The organism is Nostoc sp. (assembly GCF_036917275.1).
In the GTDB taxonomy this organism is placed as follows: domain Bacteria; phylum Cyanobacteriota; class Cyanobacteriia; order Cyanobacteriales; family Nostocaceae; genus Nostoc.
Map to the genome: position 1 here is coordinate 158,750 of NZ_JBALDF010000070.1, position 25,412 is coordinate 184,161.

Genomic DNA, 25,412 nt, shown 5'->3' on the forward strand with positions numbered 1-25,412 from the left:
ATTTCAAGTTTAATGCTACCTAGCATTATCAATTAGATTGTGCTGTACTACCGAACCCCGACGAAACCAGCTTGCTGAATTGCCTTTTGCCCTTGGTCAGTTGATAAAAGTTCGGCATAGGCATCCCCAATCTGTTGTTCCCGACCTTTATTCTGCTTAATAATCACAGACAAGTTAGCGATAATGGGATAGCTACCATCTTTGATAGCCTGAGTATTTATCTGGTTGCGCTGACGTGGACACTGCTCAGGCGACACCATCGGTACGCGATAGGGGAGAATTAGCTGACCAGAAGTGCGACCCAATGGCAAAGCCTTCACACTGCATTGAAATACTACTGAACGCGCAGAAGCGTAATATACGCCACCAGGGGTTTTACTAAGTTGGCGCACTGCCTCTGTTGTAGAGTAGACATACTGCACATTAGAGCCAAGTGCTTGCCCCTTCAATTCGCTGTTACTAGAGAATATTACTGTGTCTGCGTCCTCTGGTCGTTGAGACAAAGGTGTGATGAGCAGGTTTGGCCCACCTATTTGATTCCAGTTAGTAATTTTCCCTAAATAAATCTGCTGCAATTGGTCAACAGTTAAACCTGACACTTTGAGTGATGGGTTGACTACCACTGCTATCCCATCCTTACCCACGGGACGTTCCTCAAGGGTGAAGCCTCGCTCTTTTGCAATAGCTTGTTCTTCATCTGTAAGAGGACGGGAAGACTGAGCAAAGTCTAGTTTCCCATCAAGCAACATCCGAATGCCTGAGCTAGAACCAGGGCTACCATTAACAGGGTCTACGTAGCGCAATTGTAGTTCAGGGCGATCGCTTTGGATCTGAGAATCTACCAATTGCCGGATAGATGCCCAAGCTGTACTGCCTCCGTAGTTAAATGAGGCATTGGGGATATCAGCGACTGTCTGAAAAGTTGATCCTCCAGTACTAGGGGGGGTCTTACTAGAGATGGCGTTAGAACTTTGATTGGAGGAATCAACGCTGCTGCGGGACAATAAGTTCGGCTTCAGTAACCACCAAAGCAGTCCCCCAATAACTATAAGTGTCAGCACTTTACCAATAATCAAACCTCTAAGAAAGAGGGCTATTTCACTGTTAATTAAAGCTTTTTTTTGGTTTGTATTGTCCATTATTTTCAAATATTCTTTATTATATTTATCCTACAGGAATCTATAGATATTTAGGTTAAAAGCAAATCTGGAATAAGCCAGTTTTATGAGTGCTGGTAAATAATTAAATCTTTTTCATGTAGTGAGATTCAATTTATTCTTTGGTAGTTTTTGCAATAGTGGAATTGCTTTTATAGCTCCTCTGTTAACTGCTAATTTGGCTGTGATGCTATTCAGATTAAGATTAGTGAACCGTCGCTCAATAAATTTTTCTATAAAATTATTTAATTGAGTAGGTTGCTTTGAAGGCGATGTCCCTGTATTAATGAATGTATAGATTAAAACTATTACTATCAAACTAGTGATAGCACCAAGCCCTATTCCCAGCAGCAAAATAAAATTTCTATAAGTTAGCGAATAACTATCATCAGTATTTTGGTTTATGCCAGCAGATTGTGAAGACTGTGACAACACCAGATCAGAATTAAGCGCTTGCAAAGCTTCTCCAGCAGTCTGGTAACGTTGGTTATAGCGATCGCGAACCATTGTATCTAAAATATTTGCAAGACCATCACTTACTTGTGCTTTATCGCGCCAGATAACTTCTCCAGTATTAGGATCATCTTGGAGTTGCTCAGGTATTGAGCCTGTCAAAGCTTGAATGCCAATCATCCCTACTGCATAGATATCGCTGCAAAGTTTTGGCTTTCCCTTAGCCTGTTCGCTTGGCATATAGCCAGGAGTCCCAACAGCAATTGTTAAGCCTGCTCCCAAAGCACCAATTTTCTTAATACTCCCAAAGTCAATTAGCACAATCTTCTGATCGGAGTGCCGCCGCATTAAATTTTGGGGCTTGATATCCCGGTGAATAATATTGTGTTGGTGGACGAAGGCTAGCACTTCCAGGATGTCTTTTAATAAATTTAAGACTGCATTCTCGCTAAGACGCTGACCTGATACAATTTCTTGAGTCAAGGCATGACCGTCAATAAACTCCTGGACTAAATAAAAATCTCCATCTTCATTAAAATGGGCAAACAATCTAGGAATTTGATCATGAGCGTTGCCTAGTTGGTATAAAACTTCCGCTTCCCGATCAAATAGACTTTTAGCGATGGGTAGAACAGCAGGATTGCGATCTTTTGGGTGGAAATGTTTGACAACACAATGGGGTTGTCCTGGTAAATCCAGATCTACGGCTAAGTATGTATCACCAGAGCCTCCGCTTCCTAAGTGTTTGACAATCTCAAAGCGATTCCGAAGTGTTTTTCCAGCAAGATAGTATTGATGTCTGTTACGTCTAGGACTTGCCAACAAGTAAGTATTACCATATCCTCCGCTTTTGTGCAGTTTGACAGTCTCAAAGCGACTTCGGAGTGTTTTTCTGACTAGAGGGTTCTGGCTCATATGGTGTCTACTACTTGTTAATTTGCTGACCATTCAGAGCTTGGGTGAGGTTATGAATACCTGCTGCTAGATTTGTTGGTGTTTAAGGCAGTCAGCTTTTCATACAACCTATGCTTTGGAGCAGTTTTATGGTTAGCCGCTTGATTAGCTCATTTAATACCTTTATAGGTATTTTACATATAAAATTTATTTCTGAAATAGTTCAAAAATTTTATCACTTAAGTAAGTTTAACACTAGTCCACAGTATTTATTTATAACTGCGGTATGAAGACAACATTCAGGAGCTAAGAGATTTATTGGAGTTGAGACTAATTCTATCCATTAAACCGCTAAACCCTTATCCGAAAGGCTTTAATGATTCTTATGATTTATTGAAATCATAAGTCGATAACCCTTGTCACATAAGGGTTGTAGCCTTAAAATTCCAATTTAGTCTAAAATCGAGGATTCATTTATTTCAACTGTTGGGTCTGATTACTGACAAAACCTTTAACAGTGGAATTTAAAGCTACAAATATCCCTTCCGGTGTCCACCACAATTTTGTTACCAGATTTTAGTCATTACTAACCGCGATCGCGTCATCACAGCAACGTGATTTCGACAAAACTAAAAAAGAGCAGGTAAGTTCTTGAGGTAAATATCGAGTGATGGTTTTTAAGGCAAATAAGTATTAGTTGTCAATCACTGAGATATCAAGTTACAGCATATTAACTAGTTATTCAATAATTTCTCCAAAATATCCAACTTTTCCCACTTTTCCCACTTTTTATTCGCGTCTGTATCACTTGCAATAACTCATTTACATTTAGCAAAACTTCTAGTGCGAAAAGTCTGAGCTGGTTTTAATATATTTTTTGTAAATAAATAACGGTTTAGATAACTTCCCAAATATTTAATTTTTTAGAAACTGTCCTAATTTAGGTTTTGTTGTCAGCCGATAGATAAAATAATGTGGCATCAGGGCAGCTAGCGGCAACGGTAGCGTTATGTTAATAAAAAAAGCCCCCGAATGGGGGCCTATTAACTTGTTAGCGTGGAGTGAACAACTAATAAATAATACTCACAGTAGATACAGTAATCCGAACAAAATAATCCAAATCACGTCAACGAAGTGCCAGTAGATTTCGGCTGCTTCAATGCCAAAGTGCTTTTCGTTACTGTAGTGACCCGGAACGCGCGATCGCCACAACACAGCAACAATTGCCAAAACGCCGATGGTAACGTGCAATCCGTGGAAACCAGTCAAAACGTAAAATGCACTGGCAAATAAATTGGTAGTTAAACCAAATTCTAAATGGGTATATTCATATACTTGACCCACCAAGAAAATTGCACCCATCGCAGCAGTAATTGCTAACCAGATTTGCATACCCCGCGTATCGTTCTTTTTGATTGCAGTGTCAGCATTATGCATGACAAAACTACTAGAAATCAGATTGATGGTGTTGACTCCAGGTAGCAATAGCTCTAACTCTGGGGTACCTGCTGGGGGCCATGCAGGTAAGGTAGCACGGAAAGCCAAGTAGGCTCCGAACAACCCCATAAAAATCATCCCTTCAGCAATCAGGAAGACAATTAGCCCAAACAGACGATGGTCTGGATGTTCTTCGTGATGACCGACGGACGCCTCCGCCGCGTGGTGATGATTTAGTTCGGTTTTAGCTGGGTCAATAGTTTGACTTTGCATGAATTTTGATAAGTGGGGTATTGGGAATTGGGTATTGGGAACTTGTACTGAGCGCAGCCTCTCGTAGAGAAGTATTGGGCATGGGGCATGGGGCATTGGGAAGAGAATTAATTAACCAGTCCCTAGTCCCCAGTCCCCAGTCCCCTATCTATTTACGATCTTCGGGATTAGCAGCAACGGCTGGATCGGGTTCTGCTCTTAATACTGAGTTTGGCCCGCCAGACAAGATTGGATTGGGATCAGACAAAGGTACACCTTCACCAGCCCTTTCCAAACCGTAATCATAGGGGCCTGTAGCCAGTACTGGGAGTTCATCAAAATTCTCGATCGCAGGCGGTGAGGTTGTCATCCACTCTAAGGTAAGTGCCCTCCAGGGATTATTACTAGCTTTCTCTCCGTACAACCAACTCCAAATCGCATTGAAGATGAAGGGGAATGTCGAAATTGCTAGTATGTAAGCGCCATAAGTGCAGATTTCGTTGAGAAAGGTAAATTTGGGGTCATACTGGGCGATACGGCGGTTCATGCCCATTAATCCCAGTTTGTGCATGGGTAAGAAGGTCATGTTTAGACCAACAATTGTCAAGGCAAAATGAACCTTACCCCAAAATTCGTTCAGCATCCGTCCCGTCATTTTTGGGAACCAGTGGTAAATCGCCGCATAAATGCCGAGAACACTACCACCAAATAGGACGTAATGCAAGTGTGCCACTACAAAATAGGTGTCGTGAACGTGAATGTCAAAAGGTACTGCGGCCAACATTACGCCACTGATACCACCAATCACAAAGGTGCCAACAAAGCCCATTGCAAATAGCATGGCGCTATTGAGTTGGATTTTTCCACCCCACATTGTTGCTAACCAACTGAAAATTTTAATTCCTGTGGGTACGGCAATGATCATGGTGGTGATCATAAAGAACATCCGTAACCAACCGGGGATACCGCTGGTAAACATGTGGTGTGCCCAAACAATTAGCCCCAGAAAGCTAATGGCTAGAGACGAATAGGCGATCGCTTTATAGCCAAAAATCGGCTTGCGGGAATGGACGGGGATAATTTCTGAAATTGCCCCAAAGAAGGGCAAAATCATGATGTAAACTGCCGGGTGAGAGTAAAACCAGAACATATGCTGGTACACTACTGGGTCGCCACCGCCAGTTGGATTAAAAAATGTTGTCCCGGCAATTAAGTCAAAGGAAAGCAGAATTAGACCTGCTGCTAACACTGGCGTAGATACCAGAGTCAGTGCCGAGGTAGCAAACATCGCCCAGCAAAACAAGGGCATTTGGTGAACCCCCATACCGGGGATACGCATTTTCAGCAATGTGACGAGGAAATTGATTGCCCCTAGAATCGATGACGTACCTAGTAGGAGGACGCTCATAATCCAAATTCCCTCACCTACTTGACCTGTTACCAAGCTTAGGGGAGGGTAGGAAGTCCAACCTGCATCCGGTGCATCGCCTACCACTAAACTAGTGATCAACAATAAACCCGCAGGGGGAATCATCCAAAAGGCAACAGCATTCAAGCGCGGGAATGCCATATCCTTGGCCCCAATCATCAAGGGGATCAGGAAGTTAGCAAAACCCGCACCAGCTGGTACGATCCACAAGAAAATCATGATTGTGGCGTGCAGCGTAAATAAGCTGTTGTAGACTTCAGGGGTGACAAAATCGACTTCTGGGGTTCGCAGTTCTGTACGAACCAAGTCAGCCATCACGCCACCAATGCAGTAGAAAATGAATGTGGTGACTAGGTATTGAATCCCAATCACCTTATGATCGGTGTTGAAGCCAAAGTAGTCTTGCCATTTTCTAACCCCTGGTTCCTCAAGAAGGGCGGGGATATTGGCAGTTTCTTGCAACCGAGCTTGTGTCATAAGAGTTCTGAGTCTTGAGTCCTGTTAGCGATAGCCGGGCGTTTAGCCCGTTGTGAGTTATTACTTTTGACGTGGACTGTTGACTATTTGTGAATTTGATGTAACATTTCTGGCTGAATTCCCATGTCCTTGGTGTAAGGAGCGAGAAATTCATTTGGGGATAGATTCGCAGGGTTAACAGCAACAGCTTGATTTAGCGTTTCTTTGCTGGCAACTAGCTGCTCTTGCTGCCATTTTTCAAAGGCTTCTTCTGTTTCAACGACGACTGATGCTCTCATCGCACCGTGATATGGGCCACAAAGTTCAGCACAAATCAGGGTATAATCGCCTGCTTTTTTGGGCGTGAAACGAATCTCGCTTTGTCTACCAGGGATAGCATCTTGTTTGAGGCGGAACTCTGGCACCCAGAAGGCGTGGATGACATCGTTGGCTGTCATATTGATTTGCACTTCTCGCCCGATGGGGACGTGCATTTCACTTGTAGTTATACCAGTTTCAGGATAGGTGAAAATCCAGGCATATTGTAGACCTGTGACGTTGACCCGCAATTCTGGTGGTTTACCTGCTCGATCAGGACTGCCCCCAATTGTTGGAGCAACACTACCGACACCAGGGGCATTCCGCAGTTGGGGAATTTGGTCAGCATTGCGAACTTCTGCGGTAGCTGGATCTTGCATTGCCTCATCAGATTTTTCTTGATTGAGGTTGGGTTCAGTGCTGGGAGGTGTATCGCTTAAAGTTGCAGCCATAGCACTTCCTGGCATTCTCATTGACTCCTGATTCATCGGCGCTTCATGGATAGCATGGGGATCGAAGCCACCGATTTCGTTGTACACATCAAAGCTGTAAACAGAAATGCCAAGAACGATAATTGCTGGGATCGCCGTCCAGAGAATTTCTAGAGGTACATTGCCCTCAACTGGTGGGCCGTCTTCATTATCACCTGCACGCCGACGGTATTTGAATGCAGAGTAAATTAAAATACCTTCTACGAGCAGGAATATACCTGTAGAAACGATCATCATCGCGTTGAACAGACCATCCACCAATACGGCTTCATCCGTTGCTGCTGCTGGCAACAGATCGTGATTTTGACCGTACCAAAAGCTGACTAGCGTTAGCACGATGCCAATGAGTAATGTCCATATTGAACTTGGAATCTTCACGGCTTACTTAATTTAATTTACTACGTTATCTCAAAGCTACCCACTTACTAAGGTAGTCTAGGCCAGAAGGCATGGAGTCCAAAGGTCTAAAATTTTTATTAATTTTTTTGACTATTTTACTAATTTTGGGTAGAAGGTGACTATCAAACTACTGCCAAAAGTAGATGTAAATCAGTGGAAAAATTTAGGATGCTTAAATTAATTGTCATTAATCAATTTTTCACATCTTGAAAAATACCTAAAGCTTCAGGCAAAACCTTGCTGAAGTGATTCAAAGTATAAGTGAGTGCTAATTTATAAACCCCTAGCCTATACGCTAGGGTGGAGATGGGACGCTAAAAGAAAATTGAAAATTTTAACAGATCCACCAAGAGCGGGCAGAAGGTATCATTCATGAGCGAATTTGTCCTACAACAACAAAATGAAGCGGCAGTTGAGCAGCAGCAAAAGCCCAAAGAAATGATTCGGCGCTTGGTGTGGAAAATGTGCATAGCCACCTTAATTTTGATGGCAATAGGCAGTGCCACCCGCGTGATGAATGCTGGACTTGCTTGCCCAGACTGGCCCTTATGCTATGGCGAACTTGTGCCAGCCAAGCAGATGAATCTCCAGGTGTTCCTGGAGTGGTTTCACAGATTGGATGCAGCTTTAATTGGTGTAAGCGCGATCGCACTCTTCGGTTTGTCCTGGTGGCATCGTCGTTTCTTACCCTCTTGGCTCCCTTGGGCATCTACATTCGCTCTGTTTCTAATCGTCTTCCAAGGTATCTTGGGGGGACTCACCGTTACCGAACTGTTGCGGTTTGATATCGTTACCGCTCATTTAGGAACGGCGCTGTTGTTTTTTAGCACCCTCCTGGTTATCGGCACAGCACTCACACCCTATCAGGGGAATGGAACCGTTGGTAAGTTGCCTTGGGTCGGTTTAACTGCCGCTGTTCTGGTTTACCTGCAAAGTCTTTTGGGTGCTTTGGTAGGCTCTCGCTGGGCGCTGCACCAATGTCTTGGCGGTTCTCAACTTTGTAATGTAATGTACAGCCATATTGCTGGTTTGGTGCCGCCAACAGTAGCAACCTTGGCAATGGTATTTATCTGTTGGCGTACACCAGCACTACATCCAGCCTTACGGCGACTGGCAAATATGGCTGGTGCGTTGTTGACCTTACAAATCTTGTTGGGAGTCGCTACTTTCAAATTACATCTCCAAGTCGAGCCTCTAACCGTCTCTCACCAAGCTATAGGAGCTACTTTGCTGGGTACTTTGGTGGCTTTCACAGTTCTCGCACTGCGTGACTCAGTTAGTGCTGAGTCACGAGTGGTGAGTCACGGGTAAGGAATGAGGGAGATGAGGGAGCAGGGGAAGAATTCCTAACTCTAACTCAGCACTCAGAACTAATGGAAGGCGCAACGGCGAGTATTGCGACCCACGCAGGTGCAAAAAGTCTGTGTTTTCGTTTGCCTGAAAGAGCCAGCTTGAGCGGGGGCTGCATATAAGTTGTTGAAAAATAAGGAACCAGAGCCAAAATGATTGAGACTAATGTCTCTCGCCACCACGAAACATTTTTACAGGTAATTCAAAGTTACTACCAGCTAACGAAGCCTCGGATTATTCCGTTGCTTTTGATTACCACGGCTGGGAGTATGTGGATTGCTGCTAAGGGAGAAGTAGATCCATTGCTGTTGCTAGTAACTCTCACTGGTGGCACATTGGCGGCTGCAAGCGCCCAGACGATTAACTGTGTCTATGACCGGGATATTGATTATGATATGGAGCGGACGCGCGATCGTCCGATACCTTCCGGTAAGGTGCAGCCGCGTGATGCTCTAATTTTTGCGATCGCACTGGCGACGATTTCCTTTACACTCCTGGCAGTATTTGCCAATCTGTTAGCCGCCCTGCTAGCCTTCTCTGGTATCGTCTTTTATATTTTGGTCTATACCCACTGGCTGAAACGCCACACCCCTCAGAATATCGTTGTTGGTGGGGCGGCTGGGGCAATTCCGGCGTTAGTGGGTTGGGCTGCTGTCACGGGCACTTTAAGCTGGTCAGCATGGTTGATTTTTGCGATCGTCTTTTTGTGGACACCGCCCCATTTTTGGGCGTTAGCTCTGATGATTAAAGATGACTACGCAAAAGTTGGGATACCAATGTTACCCGTGATTGAAGGTACTACGGCAACCGTCAAGCAGATTTGGTACTATACGTTGCTTACCGTAGTTGCAACCGTGTTATTGGTTTATCCCTTGGGAGCAAGTGGAATTCTTTATGCTGCGATCGCCCTAATTCTGGGAGGATTATTTATCCACAAATCTTGGCGGTTGTTGCAAAATCCAGAGGATCGCACTGTAGCTAGAGAATTGTTTCTCTATTCCATCTCCTACATGATGCTGTTGTGCTTGGGTATGGTGGTGGATAGTCTTCCTGTTACCCATAATCTAATTAGTGCGGTGAGCAATCATTTGCATTTTATTGGTTAGGGGGAGAGAAATTTTAGCGATCGCGTTTGGTAAAGGGCGCGATCGCATCTGTTCACCATAGCGGCGGTAATCATCCCAACTTTTCAGTAAAACGCCAGGATACAGAAGTTCAGTTTTTAACTTGCTGAGAATTTCATCATCTTGATAATTAAGAATCCGCACCCAATCTATCAGTTCGCTGATGCTGACCTTTTTACCAGCTTCGCCCTTGTCCCGCTGCATTTAGTTCAGGTAGTTCTAAAAAGCGGTCAATAATTGCGTCCACCCATTCCAAAGACGGAACTGGAAATCGAGTTTTGACAATCTCGATTAACTGTTGATGTTCGGGGAATTTTACGTAGTGAAATAAACAACGGCGCAAGAAAGCATCAGGCAAGTCTTTCTCATCGTTACTAGTGATAAAAACTATTGGTGTTACTCTCGCCTGGATTTTCTTAAGCAGACTGTTTTGTTTTACTTCTGTGACTTCAAACCGTTGCTCATCAAGCTCTAACAGTTGATAAAAACCATTATTATTTTACAAAAGTTCATTGCTAGCATTGCCATGATGATACGGTTAAAATAGCGCATCGTCGTAGCGTTTATTTGCAGTAGCAGGCATTGTAGTAGTGCTAGGATCTACAACATGGGGTGCTTGTACCTATTGAGTTGTCGTTGTGGAAGACAACAACTTTATCTTAATTATTGGTATTGGGTTTGACAGCCAAACAAATCTCGCAGGCGTTGGATTTGGAAGTTGAACAGGCTCGGTAAGCTGCAAAAATAGCCTCTAAGTCAAGATATATCAACGACAATAAACAATATCTTTAAATATCCTAACTATCTTCGGTTCCCACAATTTTTAATTTTTTCTATGATTTCTCTGTCTCCCACTCTCCAAGCTAGGCTCTCTCAACCCTTAAAAATTGGCTCATTTGAGGTAAAAAGTCGGGTTCTCCAGTCGCCTCTATCTGGGGTGACAGATATGGTGTTTCGCCGTCTGGTGCGTCGCTATGCCCCAGATTCAATGATGTATACCGAAATGGTGAATGCCACGGGGTTGCATTATGTCAAGCAGTTACCCAAAATCATGGAGGTAGACCCGAATGAACGCCCAATTAGCGTTCAACTATTTGATTGCCGTCCAGATTTTCTGGCAGAAGCAGCAATCAAGGCAGTTGCCGAAGGTGCTGATACTGTTGATATTAATATGGGTTGTCCGGTAAATAAAATTACTAAAAATGGTGGCGGTTCTTCGTTGTTGCGGCAACCAGAAGTAGCAGAGGCAATTGTGCGGGAAGTGGTAAAAGCTGTTGATGTCCCTGTGACAGTAAAAACCCGTATTGGCTGGAATGACAACGAAATTACTATTCTCGACTTTGCCAAGCGGATGGAAGATGCAGGGGCAAAGATGATTACGGTACACGGACGCACCCGTGCCCAAGGATACAATGGCAATGCCCGTTGGGAATGGATTACCCGTGTAAAAGAAGTGCTTTCTATCCCAGTGATTGGGAATGGAGATATTTTCTCTGTTGAAGCAGCAGTGAAATGTTTAGAGCAAACTGGCGCTGATGGTGTGATGTGTTCCCGTGGAACTTTGGGTTATCCGTTTTTAGTGGGAGAAATTGATCACTTCCTGAAAACTGGGGAGATATTACCGCCACCAACCCCAATTGGGCGTTTGGAATGTGCAAGAGATCATTTACAAGCCTTATGGGAATATAAAGGCGATCGCGGTGTGCGTCAAGCTCGTAAGCACATGACTTGGTATGCTAAAGGTTTCGTTGGTGCTGCTGAACTCCGAGGACAGTTAAGTGTAGTTGAAAAGGTAGATCAAGGTTTGGCAATGATTGACCAAGCAATTGAAAAACTGGCTAATGGTTATGAATTAGAGGAAGAAGTACAAGGTAGTTTAGTAATGCTTTAAAAAATGAATATTACAAAAATTTCCTTTTTGTAATATTCATATTGGAAATATTTAGCACCAAATTTCCCCTCATTGCAAGCGATGAGGGGTTTGCGGGAACTATTGGTAATCTAAATTTACTAAAATCTAACTTACCAAATCAGGGAATACCTGTTGCACAGCCGGATGCACTAAGCGATGAGCCTGCACATTCACACCAGACGCTAATGCTGGGTTAACTTCCAGTGCCAAAATTCCCAAATTCGCCAACTGAACAACATAAGGTAATGTACTGTTGTTGAGTGCCTGAGTTGCTGTCCAAGGTACTGCTCCTGGCATATTGGGAACGCCATAATGCACCACACCCTCTTCAACATATACTGGATTTGTGTGGGATGTGGGGTGTAAAGTTTCTATGCAACCGCCTTGGTCAACGGCTACATCAACTATTACAGAACCAGGACGCATTTGTTTGACCAATTCACGGGATACTAATATTGGTGCTCTACGTCCTAAGACTAAAACTGCACCGATGAGCAAATCGGCTTCTTTGACTGCGGCTTCAATATGAGCAGAGTTGCTGTAAAGCAATTCGACTCTAGAGCCAAAGAGGGTTTCTAGGTAAGATAAGCGCTCGACACTTACATCTAAAATCTGGACGCTAGCACCCACGCCTACAGCAATTTTAGCTGCTTCTGTGCCGACAACGCCGCCACCGAGAATTACTACTTTACCTGGTTTGACTCCAGGTACACCGCCCAAAAGCACTCCTCTACCACCTTGCTGACGTTCTAGGAATCTGGCCCCAAATTGTACTGCTAGCCGACCGGCAATAACGCTCATGGGGGTGAGCAAAGGAAGTCTATTAGCACCAGGTTGTTCTACAGTTTCATAGGCGATCGCACTTGTGCCACAATCAATTAAATGTTCTGTCAATTTGCGATCGGCTGCTAAATGTAAATAAGTAAATAATATCTGCCCTTTCTGCAAAAATTTATACTCAGATGTCAGCGGTTCTTTGACTTTAACAACTAATTCCCGATTCCAAGCCGTTTCTGATGTGGGGACAATCTCGGCTCCAGCACTTCTGTAGTCGTTATCTGAGAATCCAGCACCATTACCTGCTTGCGTCTCGACGAAGATGCTATGACCATTTTCTCGCAGCACCCGCACACTAGAAGGACTTAACCCTACCCGAAACTCTTGATCCTTATTTTCCTTGGGAACGCCGATTTCCATATACCGCCTCTGATAATTTTTTTGTTTAACTCTAGCCTGCTAATTTCAAGCTTGCTACTGATCTATTGGAGTAGCTGTATTAGAGATAGCTAATCTCTGGCCTGTGTTTCTCAATTTCATCTGAGTAGCCCTAAACTCTTACCCTTGACTATTGCTCCAGTATTTATACAATATATAAAGAATAGTAACAATTTATTAAAACAGTGATTGTATAGCTCCCTACTAGGAAGCTTTTGTTGAATTTCTCAAGTCATCTTGGCATTCAAGCACTGCAATCAGATCATAAGTTGCCGAAGTAGGGTAAAGCTTAAAGGAAAAGAGCGGGTTAATTTCTTTAACCTTTACCGCTTATCCCCGACAACTGCTGCAAAGTCTAATATCAAGTCCCGTTTGCCGAAAAAAGGTTTCTAAAAAATGACACAAACACAACCAACGATTACACCTAAACTAGTGGAGCCAAAGTTTGGCTTTAACGAATATGCTGAACGCTTGAATGGTCGAGCCGCAATGATTGGCTTTGCTTTGATGCTGGTGATTGAATATACAAGCAATCAAGGGGTGCTATCATGGCTGGGTCTGAAGTAGTGCCACCAACAAGCCCAAGGTCGAAGTTGTAAGTTAGTAGTTAAAATTTCAACCAGCTGGAACAACCAGTTGGTTTTGACTTTAACAATTGAAAGCGAAGTACTTCGCCCTAGATAGTTTAATTAGACTTATTCCTAAATTATTGCCCTAGAATGTAAGCAAGAGAGGAATCGAAATATTTATTAGTGATTGAAATATCAATAGACTTGCAACTAGTACAGCACGGCAGAAATCCAGCCGCCATCTTAATTAACAAGACTTGGGGCAAAATCCCCTTGTTAAAGGTAGGCAAATTTCTGCCATTGTCTACTATTATATGCAAGGCTATTAATGAGTATACTTCCTCCCCTACTAAAGAAAATCATAATAGTGTTTGCCTTGGATGAGAAAGGCAAATTACGGGTGAGGTATTCTTGGTAAATATACACGAAAGGCGAACTGGAACCAATCAAGCTGTGATGAATGCTGTATTACCTCGTTTTTTAAAGTTAACCTACCGAAAAGAGCCACTAATCAGTGTATTGATGACGATGGGCGTTATGGATGCCCTGATTGGCGGATTGAATGATAGTTGGTCGTTGTTCGCTTTTGGTTTAGGAACAACAGGCATAGCGCTAGCCTTTAAGTTGTGGCGTTTCCAGCAGCGCCGTCCTTTACCAGAGGAGCCTGTAGTGCAACATTATTTGCCCTCTCGTTCTTCTAGTCCGCCTTTACCAATGTTAAGCGTTTCTAAGAAAAAACCACCTCTTTAGGAAGTGCAGAGTTATTAAGTAATAACTCTGCAAAATTGATTAGCTAACCGTATATATAAAAGTGAGGGAAAAGAGTGAGTAGTAAGGGAAGAGGTGGGGGTAATTTTCTGCGGCCATATATTATCCTGGCATTTATGGCAGCTGTTGCCCTTCCAGTGATTACCTGGGAAGGGTTTCATATTCATCAAGCTCATGCTGCTATTGAAATAACACCAAATTCCCAAACTACCAGCAGCTTTGTTAATGCACAATTACTTTACACACTCAGAGGACATAGAGGAACTGTTAAATCCCTGGCTTTCAGCCCAGATAGCAGAATTCTTGTGAGTGGAGGTGCAGAAAATGAGGGTGTAATTCGCCTGTGGAATCCAGCAAACGGCAAAAAGTTGGCGGATATTAACAAAGCACACCAAACAGCCGTAGAATCTTTAGTAATTTCGCCAGATGGGCAAACCCTCGCTAGCTGTAGTGATGACAATACGATTAACCTCTGGAACTTAAAAAATTTAAAATTTAGTCGTTCTTTTGTTGGACATACCAGTAACGTATTATCTTTAGCGGTGTCTCCTGATAGTAAAGTTCTAATTAGTGGAGCTTTAGATGGGATTCGTCTATGGGATTTGCTACAGCAGCGCCCTCTAGGGACTCTAGTAAACTTTGATAATTTGATTTATACCCTAGCTATTAGTCCTGATGGGCAGACTTTGGCTAGTGGTGACAATAAGGGTGTAATCAAGCTGTGGAATTTGAGTACTGGTAAATTAATTAGTGAATTTGTAGCTCATTCTAATGCTGTTAGCGCTGTTATCTTTACACCAGATGGAGAAACATTAGTTAGTGCAAGCCGCGATCGCACAGTCAAACTGTGGAATATTAATACTGGAGAATTAGTCCGCACCCTTACAGGACATAATAACTGGGTGAATGCGATCGCCATTAACCCCGATGGACAAACCCTTGCCAGTGCCGGCAAAGATGGGATTAAATTATGGAATTTAACTACAGGTGAGTTACTAAATACACTGAGTGGACATACAGACTGGGTGAGTGCGATCGCTTTTAGTCCAAATGGTAAAATTCTTGCCAGTGGTGGATTTGATCAACAAATCAAGATTTGGGGAACTCCACGAAAACATAATTAATAGCGAACGCTAGAACCCCGACTTTTTTAGGACTTACGCACGGACTACGATTTTACGTCATTACGAGCGTTGGCGCAGCCTCTCGTAGAGAAGCGAAGTAATCGCAAAGGCTTAGTTTTTCGTCACGAGTGCGTAAGTCCTATTATTAAAGAAGTCGGGATATGAATATTGAGCAAGCAGTCTTGGAGAAATTGCGCCAGCTACTTATACATAAGCAGCAAGAAGTACTTCGCTGCCAAAGAAAATCATGATTTAGGCGTAGTTAAATATCTCCAAAAACGGAGGGATGTCTGCGTCAAGTGTGGGCGCTGGACACGAAAAACAAGGGTGCAGTCGTTCTTTTTGAAGCAAAGTCACAGAACCATCTGCAAAAGATGATCAACTTTGGTCTTGCCTTTTTAGAGTTGTTATAGTACACAATCAACCAAAACTTAGATAAAATTTTCCCAGAACTAGCCAAAACCAATGATAGTAGCAACCAAGAGCGATGTCTACGACGGGCTACCCCTACCCCAAATATTGAAGAACTGTGAATACTTGATGAAAATACAGCCGAGCTAATATCTTATCCAGCATATTACTGTAAGTATAAACATAAGTAATTTTAAATCATCTATGCAGTTACTTGCCCTCTGCAATGGGAACAATTTCTAAACTTAGACAATCTTAGAAATGATCATCGTCAAAAAATGCACTCAGGTAAAACTTACTATTTCGTCTGAAGCAAAGGTTTGTAGCGCTTAAGCGTTACTCGAAACATCGGACAACTTGCTACTTAAATGATGTTTAATTTTCCCGATCTGCTTTTGATCCCCATTTCGATAGAATGACTAAGCAGAACCCTAAAACTCAAAATCGCTTTTGACTGCGACGCCCATGAATCAACTGAACAATGGTTTTACGATATTTCTAAGTCTGCTAGTCGAGGCGATGCCTTTCTTGCTTCTTGGGGTTTTACTCTCCAGTTTGCTACTGTTTTTTGTTGATGAGCGCAAATTAGTAGAAAAAATGCCCAAAAATCCGCTGTTGGGTGCTTTAGTTGGCAGCATGATCGGCTTTTTATTTCCAGTGTGTGAGTGCGGGAATGTACCGGTAGCGCGGCGGTTCCTAATTCAGGGAGTACCCACACCAGTGGCAATTGGTTTTTTGCTAGCAGCACCAACAATTAACCCAGTTGTAATTTGGGCAACTTGGACAGCATTTCGAGATCAACCAGAAATAGTCGTTTTACGAGTCGTATTTTCCCTAGCAATTGCCACAATTATCGGTTTTGTTTTCAGTTTTCAAAAGGACTTAAATCCCATAGTCCAACCTGCGATCGCTCGGTATATGAAGTTTAATCCACCCGCGCAGCCCCAAACCAAACGCCGTGGTAAACATTACCAAGTACAACAGCAAGAAGCAGTACCAAATATCTTGCAATCCGGGACTTATATCTTAGGAGGAAAAGCAGGTATACCTCTGCGGATAGATTCTAATTTGGTACAGGCGACTACCCCAATCTCTAATACCAATAAACCCCTTGCAGATAAACTGCGCCTAGTGGTAGATAATAGCGTCCAAGAATTTCGGGAATTGGGCGGAGTGATGATTTTAGGAAGTGCGATCGCTGCTGCTATTCAAGTGCTAGCCCCACGGGAATTAATTCTCAGTTTGGGTGCTGGGCCTATTAGCTCGATTGTGGTCATGTTGATATTAGCAGTAGTGGTGTCAATTTGTTCTACAGTCGATTCTTTCTTTGCGCTATCTTTTGCCTCAACCTTTAGCAGTGGTTCTTTATTAGCATTTCTGGTGTTTGGCCCAATGATTGACATCAAAGGCATTGGTTTGATGTTATCCATTTTTAAACCCAAAACTGTCTTTTACTTATTTGCTTTAGCGGCACAATTAACATTTGTGTTAACTCTTTTCATGAACTTGCATGTTCTTTAAAAAATTAGTCATTTGTCTTTTATTCTCTGCTAATAACCAATGCCCAATAACTAATGGCTAGCAAAAATCCCAAATCTAGAATCTCAAATCTGTTACTCCCTTGGCTGGATGCCTTAGCAATTACAGCTTGGGGTATTTTGATGTTGAGATATTGGCTAACTAACAAGCTGAACCTATTGATTCATCCAAATTACATTTGGTTCGTGGTTGTAACTGGTATCAGCTTGATCATTATTGGTTTTTTCAAGATGCAGGAACTTTGGCTGCGGCGTCGCCCTGATGTTATGCCAAATACCCAGCATATTAGTTTATTTCCCCCTGGTTGGGGCAGTTCTGTGTTATTGATTGCAGCGATTTTGGGTTTCATCTTTACACCGCAAGTTTTTGCTAGTGACAAAGCACTCCAAAGAGGTGTGACGGCTGATTTATTGGGAACTACACGCGTCAAACCCCAAGCCTTTCGGGCTACTGTTCGTCCAGAGGAGCGATCGCTTGTAGACTGGGTACGCACTGTCAATGTCTATCCAGAGCCAGATACATATACAGGACAAAAAGTCAAGGTGCAGGGATTTGTCATCCATCCGCCAGATATAGGAAAAGAATATTTGTTCTTAGCCCGATTTGTCTTAACTTGCTGTGCAGCAGATGCTTACCCTGTGGGATTACCCGTCAAACTGCCAAACAATCAAGAACCTTACTCCCCTGACACCTGGCTGGAAATAGAAGGACAAATGGTGACAGAAAATCTGGCAGGTAAACGCCAACTTACTATTGCCGCTACCTCTCTCAAAAAGATTTCTCAACCACAGAATCCTTATAGTTATTAATTGTTTTTCCAATGCCCAATGCTTAATGCTTAACGACAAATGACTAAATCTAAAGCATTTATCGAACCACTGGATCGGATAGCGATCGGACTGATGCTACTGTTGAGTGTGCTGATTGGGTTGATAATATTGCAAGGTGACGTGGTGACTGCTCGTGTCCGGGACTTTACCTGGCAAAATCAACAAATTGGGGCAGAAGATAACTCCTTCACCCTCACCTTTAGCCGCCCAATGGAAATAAAAAGCGTAGAGAATAACTTGAAAATCGAGCCACCTCTAGCAGGTAAATTCAGTTGGGCTGGGCGGCGGATGGTTTATACACTCGTGACACCAGCCCCCTACGGCACGAATTATAAAGTGCAGTTACAGGGAGCGAAAGACAAGTTTGCAGAGGAAGAAGGCAAAAATCGGGTGATCCAGCCCTTTATTGGTAGCTTCCGCACACGCGATCGCGTCATTCTTTACATAGGAACCAATCAAGAAGAACAGGGACGATTAATTCTTTACAACTTAACCCAAGAGCAAAAAAGGATACTTACCCCCAAAGACTTGATAGTAATGGACTTTGAGTCGTTTCCAGATGGGGAGAAAATTTTATTTTCGGCTCGTGCCGCTAAGAACGAAGATTTACTTTCATCTCAATTGTACACAGTGACAACAGGCGTTTCTGGTAAATCTGGACAACAAGCAGAGCCAGGAGGCAAAGTTGACCTAACTTTAGATAGTAAAGATTATCAAAACCTGAAATTTGACTTATCACCTGATGGGCAAACTATTGTCATCCAGCGGGGAAACAAAACTAATCCCGGCGACTTTGGACTATGGTTTATGCCAGCAATCAGCGACGGTTCAGCAGAAAAACCCACCCCTAAACGCCTGAAAAGCCAACCGGGGGGAGACTTTATGATCACCCCAGATAGTAAAGCCGTAGCAGTTGCCCAAGGACAGGGAGCAGCAATTCTACCACTGCAAGGTGATGCCAGTAAACCCCTAGATTTTCTGCCGCAGTTTGGCTTGGTACAGGCTTTCTCCAAAGATGGCTCTCAAGCAGCGATGGTAAAGTTTAATACAGATTACACGCGAGATTTGTTTTTAGTGACAAACCAAGGTGTGCAGAAACAACTATTAAAAACAACAGGCTCAATTCTCAGTTGCCAATTTGATATCGCCTCACCCACCCTCTATTGCTTGCTGACACAGTTAGTATCCAAGGAACAATACATAGAACAGCCTTATGTAGTGGCAATTGATCTAAAAACTGGGCAACAGAAACCACTGCTAGTACTGCCTCCCGATCAACGGAATGTGCAAATGAGTTTATCTGCCGACGGTTTGGGCTTGTTATTTGACCAAGTAGTACCGCAGACAAACCCGACAACATCATTACCCACAAACACTTTGAAAACTGATGATGGAGATGTTATTGCTACCAGTAGCCTGTGGTTAATGCCTCTGTTGCCCATCGCTGATGCTGCGACTGTGGAAATTAGACCAGAACAACTCCCCTTAGCCGGATTTCATCCCCGGTGGCTACCTTAAGAGAATAATTGGTAAGTCGATTAGTTAAGGTGTGGCCACCAAAACTTGAGTTGAACCTAATGAAGTTCAGTTCCATCCTTACGGAGCAGATAGCGATCGCTAATCAATTTTAAAACTACTCTACCTATTTCTGGATGCGTTTTCTCAATGACTGGTTGCACAACAACGCCTTCCATGATGCAATTGGGACTGACTACACTATTGGCATTATTGAACTGAGAAACCACTTCCCAAGTGTAAGCGCCGATATAAAGCACAGGTACTCTCGGCAAAACAAATTCTTCGCAAAAAGCCACAAAATCGCTGTGATTAAGAAAATAACTGCCGCGACACACAGCAAATATAGCAATTTTAATATTGCCATTATTCAAGCCATATTTGATATCTTGTACGCCGTAGATTTCTCCAAAAATCTGAGTTCCTGGCGGAAGTTTCTGGAAAGCTTCGTTCTCGTTGTAAGCACGAATATAAACTAGTTTTTTGTTTACTTCGCTGTTTTTCCAGAAGTAATTATGGCTGCCAATTTTAGTTGTGCCATCAGCATCAACTAAGACAGTGAAGTTAGTTCCGTGCAACTTCTCTGTTACAACAACTTCTTCACCTTCAATTAGTATGTTTTTGTAACGTTTCAGGTTTTCTGGACTGGGGAATTTGTAATGTCCAATAAAACTTTCTACTTCCCCACTCATTCCTTGAGGAATTGGATACTCATACTTTGTTACACTAAAATAGTCCGTGTAGTCGTCTCCGACATTTCCCATAAAGTTATTCCCAACGGGAATAAGCAAACCCTCAGAAAAAATTCCGCGAAGTTTGGCAGCACGCAGTTTTTTCGAGTAGTAGTTACGAATACCAAACTTATCTAAAAAGTTTTCTGGAATAACACTATCAATAGGAAAGTAAAAAGCTAAATCTCCAGGGTGAAAGTTACCTTTGACTATAACTACTTGATACTCCATATTTTCAATAGAGGCAATATCTAGCCTATCAGCATTGGGATGAGGATTAATGCTGTTGATTTTGACAACTTCAACTTTAAAAATACTCATAGCTCACCTCTTTTAAAAAATATCTTATAAAACCTCTAAAGTTTTACAAATTACGAAGTAGTAATTATTTGTTGATAGTTTATCCACGCTTCGCAAAAAATATAAATTGATAGTATTCCTAAGAAAATACGAAGTACTAAACCTACAGTATCATCTGGTATTTTTGGCAATGTGCGAGTACTCATTTGAACGCCTAAAAGACCACCACATCCCAAAACTATACCTTGAACGAACAAAATATTTCCCTCTAATGCGTGTCCTGTGCAGGCAGCTAAAGCAGTGATGACAATCACACCCAAACTAGTTTGAATTGCTACTTTAATTTCTTCTTTTAGTAGTAACATTTGTAGTGGCACCATAATCGTACCGCCACCTAAGCCAAATAAACCTGCTAAAATTCCTGCTGCTCCCCCAGTGCCAATTTTAGAAACTAATGGGTTAAATACTAGTGGTGTATTCTCTATCTCCTTGAAAGCCAGTTGTTTACGAAGCTCAATCAAATAGATATTAGCAAGTAGTATAATGCCGAATGTAAAGAGTATTATATAGGATGGGATTTTATTGGCGAAATATACACCGATTCCAGTAGTTAGGAAAGCTGGAATTCCTAAATAAATTACTCGTTTAAAGTCAAAGTAGCCCATCCACCAATTTTGCAAACTTCCAGAAATTGAAGTAATCACAATAGCAAGGCTACTAGTAGCGATCGCCTGAACGGGAGTATAACCTAGTGTGACTAAAAGAGGAATTGTGATAATACCGCCACCTATTCCTAAAAGCCCAGCTATGACTCCAGATATTAGACCCCCAGTCACCAAAATCAACCAACTATAATCAATCATAAATAGGTCTTTTTCTAAACAACTGATTTGGTGTGATTAACCTCGTACTGTTACCGGATGGCTAACAACGCCTCCATAGAGCAATCCAGAATCATTCCACGGAACTGTACTTGGTTGTATGTTACCTAAATTGTCAGTAGCACGAGCTTGGAGAAAATATTCCCCAGGAGTTGGGTTCCATTCAATGTCCCAGCGTACCCATGCAAATGGAAAATTTGGTTCTCGCAGTCGTGCAAATTGCCAAGTTCTACCGCCATTTAGGCTGACTTCCACACGGACAATTTTTCCTTTACCAGACCAAGAACGTCCACGTAATAAGTGGGTTCGAGCCGAAAGCGTAGCTGGCCAAGCCAACTCAAAAGCGCTTTTAACATTTTGATAGGTAATCAGCTTACCTTTATACGCAGCGATCGCTGGATAATCTGCACCAACCAGCACCATTTGCTCCGTCACCCACTGGGTATATATCGGTGTTTGGGAAACTTCAATTCGCTCAATCCATTTAACGTTGGCGTTTCCTCCCCAACCAGGGAATAAGGCACGGCATGGCTGGCCATGATCTGGAGGTAATGGTTCTCCATTCATTGCATAGACAAGAAGCGAGTTATCTGCTAATGCCTTGCTAATCGGAACTACATTGTTGAACTTGGATTTATTCGTCGCCTTTGAGTCCAGCGAATCAAAATCTGCACCCTCAACGAGTACGTCTTTTGCTGTGGATTTCAATCCAGCCCGCTCTAATAATATGCTCAGTGGTACACCAGTCCACTCAGCTACACCAATCGCTCCAAGCCTCCACCGCGTTCCAGGGAGTGGTGTGTTGAAAGCCTCTTCAAAAAAACGCCGACCATTAGCAGCACACTCAATAGCGCAAGTGACTGAGATGGAAGGCATAGCAATGATTTCATCGTATGTGAACTCGCAGGGAGCAGAAACGCCAGTTCCATGAACTTGCAAACGCCATGTAGAAGGGTCAAACGGGGGAGGTGTACTACGATTATGAACATAGAACCAATCGTTTGGTACTAAATAACCACGCCCATACATCGCTTCCCAGTTCATCTCTAATGTGCCTTTGCTATGAGAGATATACCCAGGTGGCAATGGCTTAAGTATTTTACTGCCTTTAGTTTTAACATCTGCCTGACTATGAGCAGGTGCAGGTTTAGCTAGCCCCCCGATGGCTGTTGCACCAACCATAGTGGCTAATATTTTTAGAAAGCGCTGGCGCGAAATACCTGCATCTGTACTTTTTTGCCAGATGCACTGCTCAACCCGTGCCTGTAAATACTCCTCCTGGTCAAAGAGGTTTTCATCGCTCAAGCTATTACCCCCTTGTAATTTGTAATACGTAATTTAAGGGACAGAGATGAGGGAGTTGGAGCAGGCAGAAAATTTCTCTCCTCTCCCCTGCCCCATGCTCTGAAAAAACTAGCTGTCTATCGCTGTCCAAACACCAGTTATCTGATCTTGTGTGTAGTTGGGCAAATAGTGAGCAAATCCGTTTTTAGCTATTTGAGCGATCGCATCAATAAAGTGATCGCAATCTTCTAATGTATTATATACAGCAAAGCTAGCTCGGATAATACTAGGAATGTTGCGCGTGATTCCCCTGTCTACTTCCTGAGCAATTTGGTGGTCTTGCTCGTCTGAAATATTCTTGAGTTTGCGAATATATTCATAAGTGCAGAAAGCCCCAGCCCGAACGCCAATTCCGTATTCTTGTGCCAGAATTTCTGCCACTAAGCGTCCATCAAATCCATCAATATCAAAGGGAATAACATGGGCTAAATTATCTCCTGGAATATATACTTTCACCCCAGGAATCAGCCCAAGCCGTGTATATGTGAATTCAACTAAAGAGTGTTCATACTGAGCAATGCGATCGCGCCCTACTGCTTCGATAATTTCAATCGCCTTGGCAATGGCGATCGCACCCATTGCGTTTGGTGTTCCAGGATCATGGGCCCGTTCTGTATAAAAACGCTTAATTTCTAAGTTTCTAGTGATATAAGGTAGGTTTCCACCACCGATTTGATAAGGGTAGGAGCTATCAAAAAATTCCTTTGGCCCCAGCAAAACCCCTGTTCCATAAGGTGCATACATTTTATGTCCAGAGAAAGCCACAAAATCTAAATGACATGGGTCATCATCAGCACGCATATCTACTCGTTCATGCTGAATCAACTGACACACGTCGGCAAAAATCTTAGCACCATATCGATGTGCTAAAGCTGCAATTTCGTAAATCGGTGGTCTGTAACCTGTAATTGTCGAAGCACCTGTAATAGTCACTAACTTAATTTGTTCGGCTTTAGGGAGATTTTGGTGTGCCTTGAAGATATCTTCAATTTCTGTGACACTTACACTTCCATCCGGCTGCGTTCTGTACTGCACAACTTCGTCTCTAGTAACCCAAGGCAGCAGGTTGGATGAATGCTCAATATCAGAAACTAAGATTTTTCCAGGTTTTTTTGCCCAAAGTGTGGCGGCTCCATTAATTGCTTCTGTTGTATTCTTGGCAAATATTACATAGTTGTCTAAAGATGACCCCACAAAGTCCCGAATGACGTTCCGGCTGGCATCATATTCTCGTGTAGTGATGATGGACTTTTGCCCAGAACCTCGATGCACGCTGCCATAGGTGTCAAGCATGTCGTCCACATGTTGCTTAAGGGTTGCAAAAGGAGTGGTTGTAGCTCCATTATCCAAGTTGACATACTTGACATAGTTTCCCTTAAGAGTCTTCACTCTAAAAGATAGAGACTCATTTGTGAATAACGGTCTAATTTCTTTGTTCCAAAAACTGTCACAATTTTCTGCAACTAGCGGTAATTGGGCAGCTTCTTGCTTTATATTTGTACCCATTGCAACTATATCGGTCATCTTTAGCACCCTATTTTAAGCTTTTAATTTTTGGACAAACCTAACTGCCACACTGCCTTATCTAACGCAACAATCAGATTAGTCAGCAGTAATTATGGTCTTTAAAATTACTTTGTTACTACTAGAAAACTCGGTTATTCCAATTATTGTTTAATAAAATAATTAAAATGTACATACGTATTAATACTAAAATGATCTTTAGCATTTGTAGTTTAATATACTTTGTAGTTATTATTTCTAGGTAACTAAGTATACTTTAAACAATTTTCTTCTAGTCATTAGACAAACTTGACGTATTGAAGGCAAGTTTATAGAAAAGCCTCTGACTAATTAAGCCTGAAATTGCTTACTAGGACTGCATTTACCTATAAAAAAGCCCATACTAAATTGAGATTATTCTTTAAAAAAACTTTATTATTTTACTTAGATAAATTGTTACTCTTAAAAAATTTTGTAAGTATTTTCTCTTGCAAATCATAATTTCCTAACATTGCAGTTTTAGCAGAAGCTCTTAGTTGTTCGCTGACACTAAATAGCGATCGCCCAAGATTACAAAATTAGATCGAATAACAGATACTTGTACTGACATCGCTCCTAAGTAATAAATAAGTCAATATAAAAATATATTGAAGAGGATATTTATAATATATGTCTTAAGAAAGATGCTATTATATAAAATAAGGTGTATACAATTTTTTCATGTAGAAAAACTTCATCAGCCAATACAGTTTAGTTTTTAAGGTGATGCGGTTTAGTGCGTTAAAACGGACTTTAGTTATGATTTGCGGAACTTTAATTCTGGGCGGTTTATGTCTAAAACGAAATAGCCCTGGCTGGCGACCCGAGTTTCCCTTTTGCCTGCTTCAAGACATGAAAAGGACAAATGGAATTGTCCCCCCATCGTCAAGATAAAGGCGGTAACTAAAGAGAGTTTTAGAGCAAGCACGCTCATCACTAAGATGAGCGTGGACTGTAATCAGGTGGGAACA

General features: G+C 42.4%; 21 protein-coding genes. 9 read left to right on the forward strand and 12 right to left on the reverse strand.

What is annotated here, in order from left to right; genetic code table 11:
- Positions 1–47 precede the first annotated feature (47 nt).
- The 5 genes from V7K35_RS27605 to V7K35_RS27625 form a co-directional block, all read right to left on the reverse strand.
- Positions 48–1,139, reverse strand: a complete 1,092-nt coding sequence (locus V7K35_RS27605) for a PstS family phosphate ABC transporter substrate-binding protein (protein WP_335083405.1) — start codon at positions 1,137–1,139, stop codon at positions 48–50.
- A gap of 114 nt (positions 1,140–1,253) precedes the next feature.
- A complete protein-coding gene (locus V7K35_RS27610) occupies positions 1,254–2,525 on the reverse strand; it encodes a serine/threonine-protein kinase (RefSeq protein WP_335083407.1) in 1,272 nt (423 codons plus the stop codon).
- A gap of 1,062 nt (positions 2,526–3,587) precedes the next feature.
- Positions 3,588–4,214 carry a cytochrome c oxidase subunit 3 gene (locus V7K35_RS27615; protein ID WP_334793225.1) on the reverse strand — a complete coding sequence of 209 codons (627 nt, stop codon included), beginning with the start codon at positions 4,212–4,214 and terminating at the stop codon, positions 3,588–3,590.
- A 148-nt stretch (positions 4,215–4,362) separates the two neighbouring features.
- The gene (ctaD, locus tag V7K35_RS27620; protein WP_335083409.1) at positions 4,363–6,099 is read right to left on the reverse strand and encodes a cytochrome c oxidase subunit I; all 1,737 of its coding nucleotides are present in this window, start codon (positions 6,097–6,099) and stop codon (positions 4,363–4,365) included.
- Positions 6,100–6,182: 83 nt separating this feature from the next.
- The gene (locus tag V7K35_RS27625; protein WP_335083411.1) at positions 6,183–7,265 is read right to left on the reverse strand and encodes a cytochrome c oxidase subunit II; all 1,083 of its coding nucleotides are present in this window, start codon (positions 7,263–7,265) and stop codon (positions 6,183–6,185) included.
- Positions 7,266–7,658: 393 nt separating this feature from the next.
- On the opposite strand from V7K35_RS27625, the gene V7K35_RS27630 reads away from it, so the two are divergent.
- Together V7K35_RS27630 and V7K35_RS27635 are read left to right on the forward strand one after the other, a co-directional pair.
- Positions 7,659–8,597 (forward strand): COX15/CtaA family protein, encoded by a 939-nt coding sequence (locus tag V7K35_RS27630; protein WP_335083413.1) that lies wholly within the window; start codon positions 7,659–7,661, stop codon positions 8,595–8,597.
- A 191-nt stretch (positions 8,598–8,788) separates the two neighbouring features.
- Positions 8,789–9,742, forward strand: a complete 954-nt coding sequence (locus tag V7K35_RS27635) for a heme o synthase (protein WP_335083415.1) — start codon at positions 8,789–8,791, stop codon at positions 9,740–9,742.
- Here the strand turns inward: V7K35_RS27635 and V7K35_RS27640 are convergent.
- Complete coding sequence (locus V7K35_RS27640; RefSeq protein ID WP_335083416.1) at positions 9,701–9,964, reverse strand: hypothetical protein; 264 nt, start codon at positions 9,962–9,964, stop codon at positions 9,701–9,703. The two genes, V7K35_RS27635 and V7K35_RS27640, sit on opposite strands and share 42 nt — an antisense overlap.
- On the reverse strand, positions 9,936–10,118 hold the full coding sequence (locus tag V7K35_RS27645) for a hypothetical protein (RefSeq protein WP_335083418.1): 183 nt from the start codon (positions 10,116–10,118) through the stop codon (positions 9,936–9,938). The genes V7K35_RS27640 and V7K35_RS27645 overlap by 29 nt, the downstream gene beginning before the upstream one ends.
- A gap of 477 nt (positions 10,119–10,595) precedes the next feature.
- Between V7K35_RS27645 and dusB the strand changes: the two genes are divergently transcribed.
- Positions 10,596–11,651 carry a tRNA dihydrouridine synthase DusB gene (gene dusB, locus V7K35_RS27650; RefSeq protein WP_335083420.1) on the forward strand — a complete coding sequence of 352 codons (1,056 nt, stop codon included), beginning with the start codon at positions 10,596–10,598 and terminating at the stop codon, positions 11,649–11,651.
- A gap of 126 nt (positions 11,652–11,777) precedes the next feature.
- Here the strand turns inward: dusB and ald are convergent, their stop codons facing one another.
- Positions 11,778–12,869, reverse strand: a complete 1,092-nt coding sequence (gene ald / locus V7K35_RS27655) for an alanine dehydrogenase (RefSeq protein ID WP_335083422.1) — start codon at positions 12,867–12,869, stop codon at positions 11,778–11,780.
- Positions 12,870–13,283: 414 nt separating this feature from the next.
- On the opposite strand from ald, the gene V7K35_RS27660 reads away from it, so the two are divergent.
- The 6 genes from V7K35_RS27660 (at position 13,284) to V7K35_RS27685 (ending at position 19,646) form a co-directional block, all read left to right on the forward strand.
- Positions 13,284–13,454, forward strand: a complete 171-nt coding sequence (locus V7K35_RS27660; protein WP_335083424.1) for a chlorophyll a/b-binding protein — start codon at positions 13,284–13,286, stop codon at positions 13,452–13,454.
- 458 nt (positions 13,455–13,912) lie between these two features.
- Positions 13,913–14,206, forward strand: coding sequence for a hypothetical protein (locus V7K35_RS27665; protein WP_273762064.1), 294 nt, complete (start codon positions 13,913–13,915; stop codon positions 14,204–14,206).
- A 134-nt stretch (positions 14,207–14,340) separates the two neighbouring features.
- Positions 14,341–15,348 (forward strand): WD40 repeat domain-containing protein, encoded by a 1,008-nt coding sequence (locus V7K35_RS27670; protein ID WP_335083426.1) that lies wholly within the window; start codon positions 14,341–14,343, stop codon positions 15,346–15,348.
- Positions 15,349–16,224: 876 nt separating this feature from the next.
- Positions 16,225–17,280, forward strand: coding sequence for a permease (locus V7K35_RS27675; RefSeq protein ID WP_335083428.1), 1,056 nt, complete (start codon positions 16,225–16,227; stop codon positions 17,278–17,280).
- Between the two features lie 53 nt (positions 17,281–17,333).
- Positions 17,334–18,107 carry a TIGR03943 family putative permease subunit gene (locus V7K35_RS27680; protein ID WP_335083430.1) on the forward strand — a complete coding sequence of 258 codons (774 nt, stop codon included), beginning with the start codon at positions 17,334–17,336 and terminating at the stop codon, positions 18,105–18,107.
- A 39-nt stretch (positions 18,108–18,146) separates the two neighbouring features.
- Positions 18,147–19,646 carry an Ig-like domain-containing protein gene (locus V7K35_RS27685; RefSeq protein ID WP_335083432.1) on the forward strand — a complete coding sequence of 500 codons (1,500 nt, stop codon included), beginning with the start codon at positions 18,147–18,149 and terminating at the stop codon, positions 19,644–19,646.
- Positions 19,647–19,702: 56 nt separating this feature from the next.
- On the opposite strand, the gene V7K35_RS27690 is transcribed toward V7K35_RS27685, so the two are convergent.
- The 4 genes from V7K35_RS27690 to V7K35_RS27705 form a co-directional block, all read right to left on the reverse strand.
- Entirely contained in the window at positions 19,703–20,695 is a 993-nt protein-coding gene (locus V7K35_RS27690) for an RNA ligase (ATP) (RefSeq protein WP_335083434.1), read from the reverse strand.
- A 50-nt stretch (positions 20,696–20,745) separates the two neighbouring features.
- A complete protein-coding gene (locus V7K35_RS27695) occupies positions 20,746–21,537 on the reverse strand; it encodes a sulfite exporter TauE/SafE family protein (protein WP_335083436.1) in 792 nt (263 codons plus the stop codon).
- 36 nt (positions 21,538–21,573) lie between these two features.
- Complete coding sequence (locus tag V7K35_RS27700; RefSeq protein ID WP_335083438.1) at positions 21,574–22,860, reverse strand: sulfite oxidase; 1,287 nt, start codon at positions 22,858–22,860, stop codon at positions 21,574–21,576.
- Positions 22,861–22,968: 108 nt separating this feature from the next.
- Complete coding sequence (locus tag V7K35_RS27705; protein ID WP_335083440.1) at positions 22,969–24,423, reverse strand: aminotransferase class V-fold PLP-dependent enzyme; 1,455 nt, start codon at positions 24,421–24,423, stop codon at positions 22,969–22,971.
- Positions 24,424–25,412 lie beyond the last annotated feature (989 nt).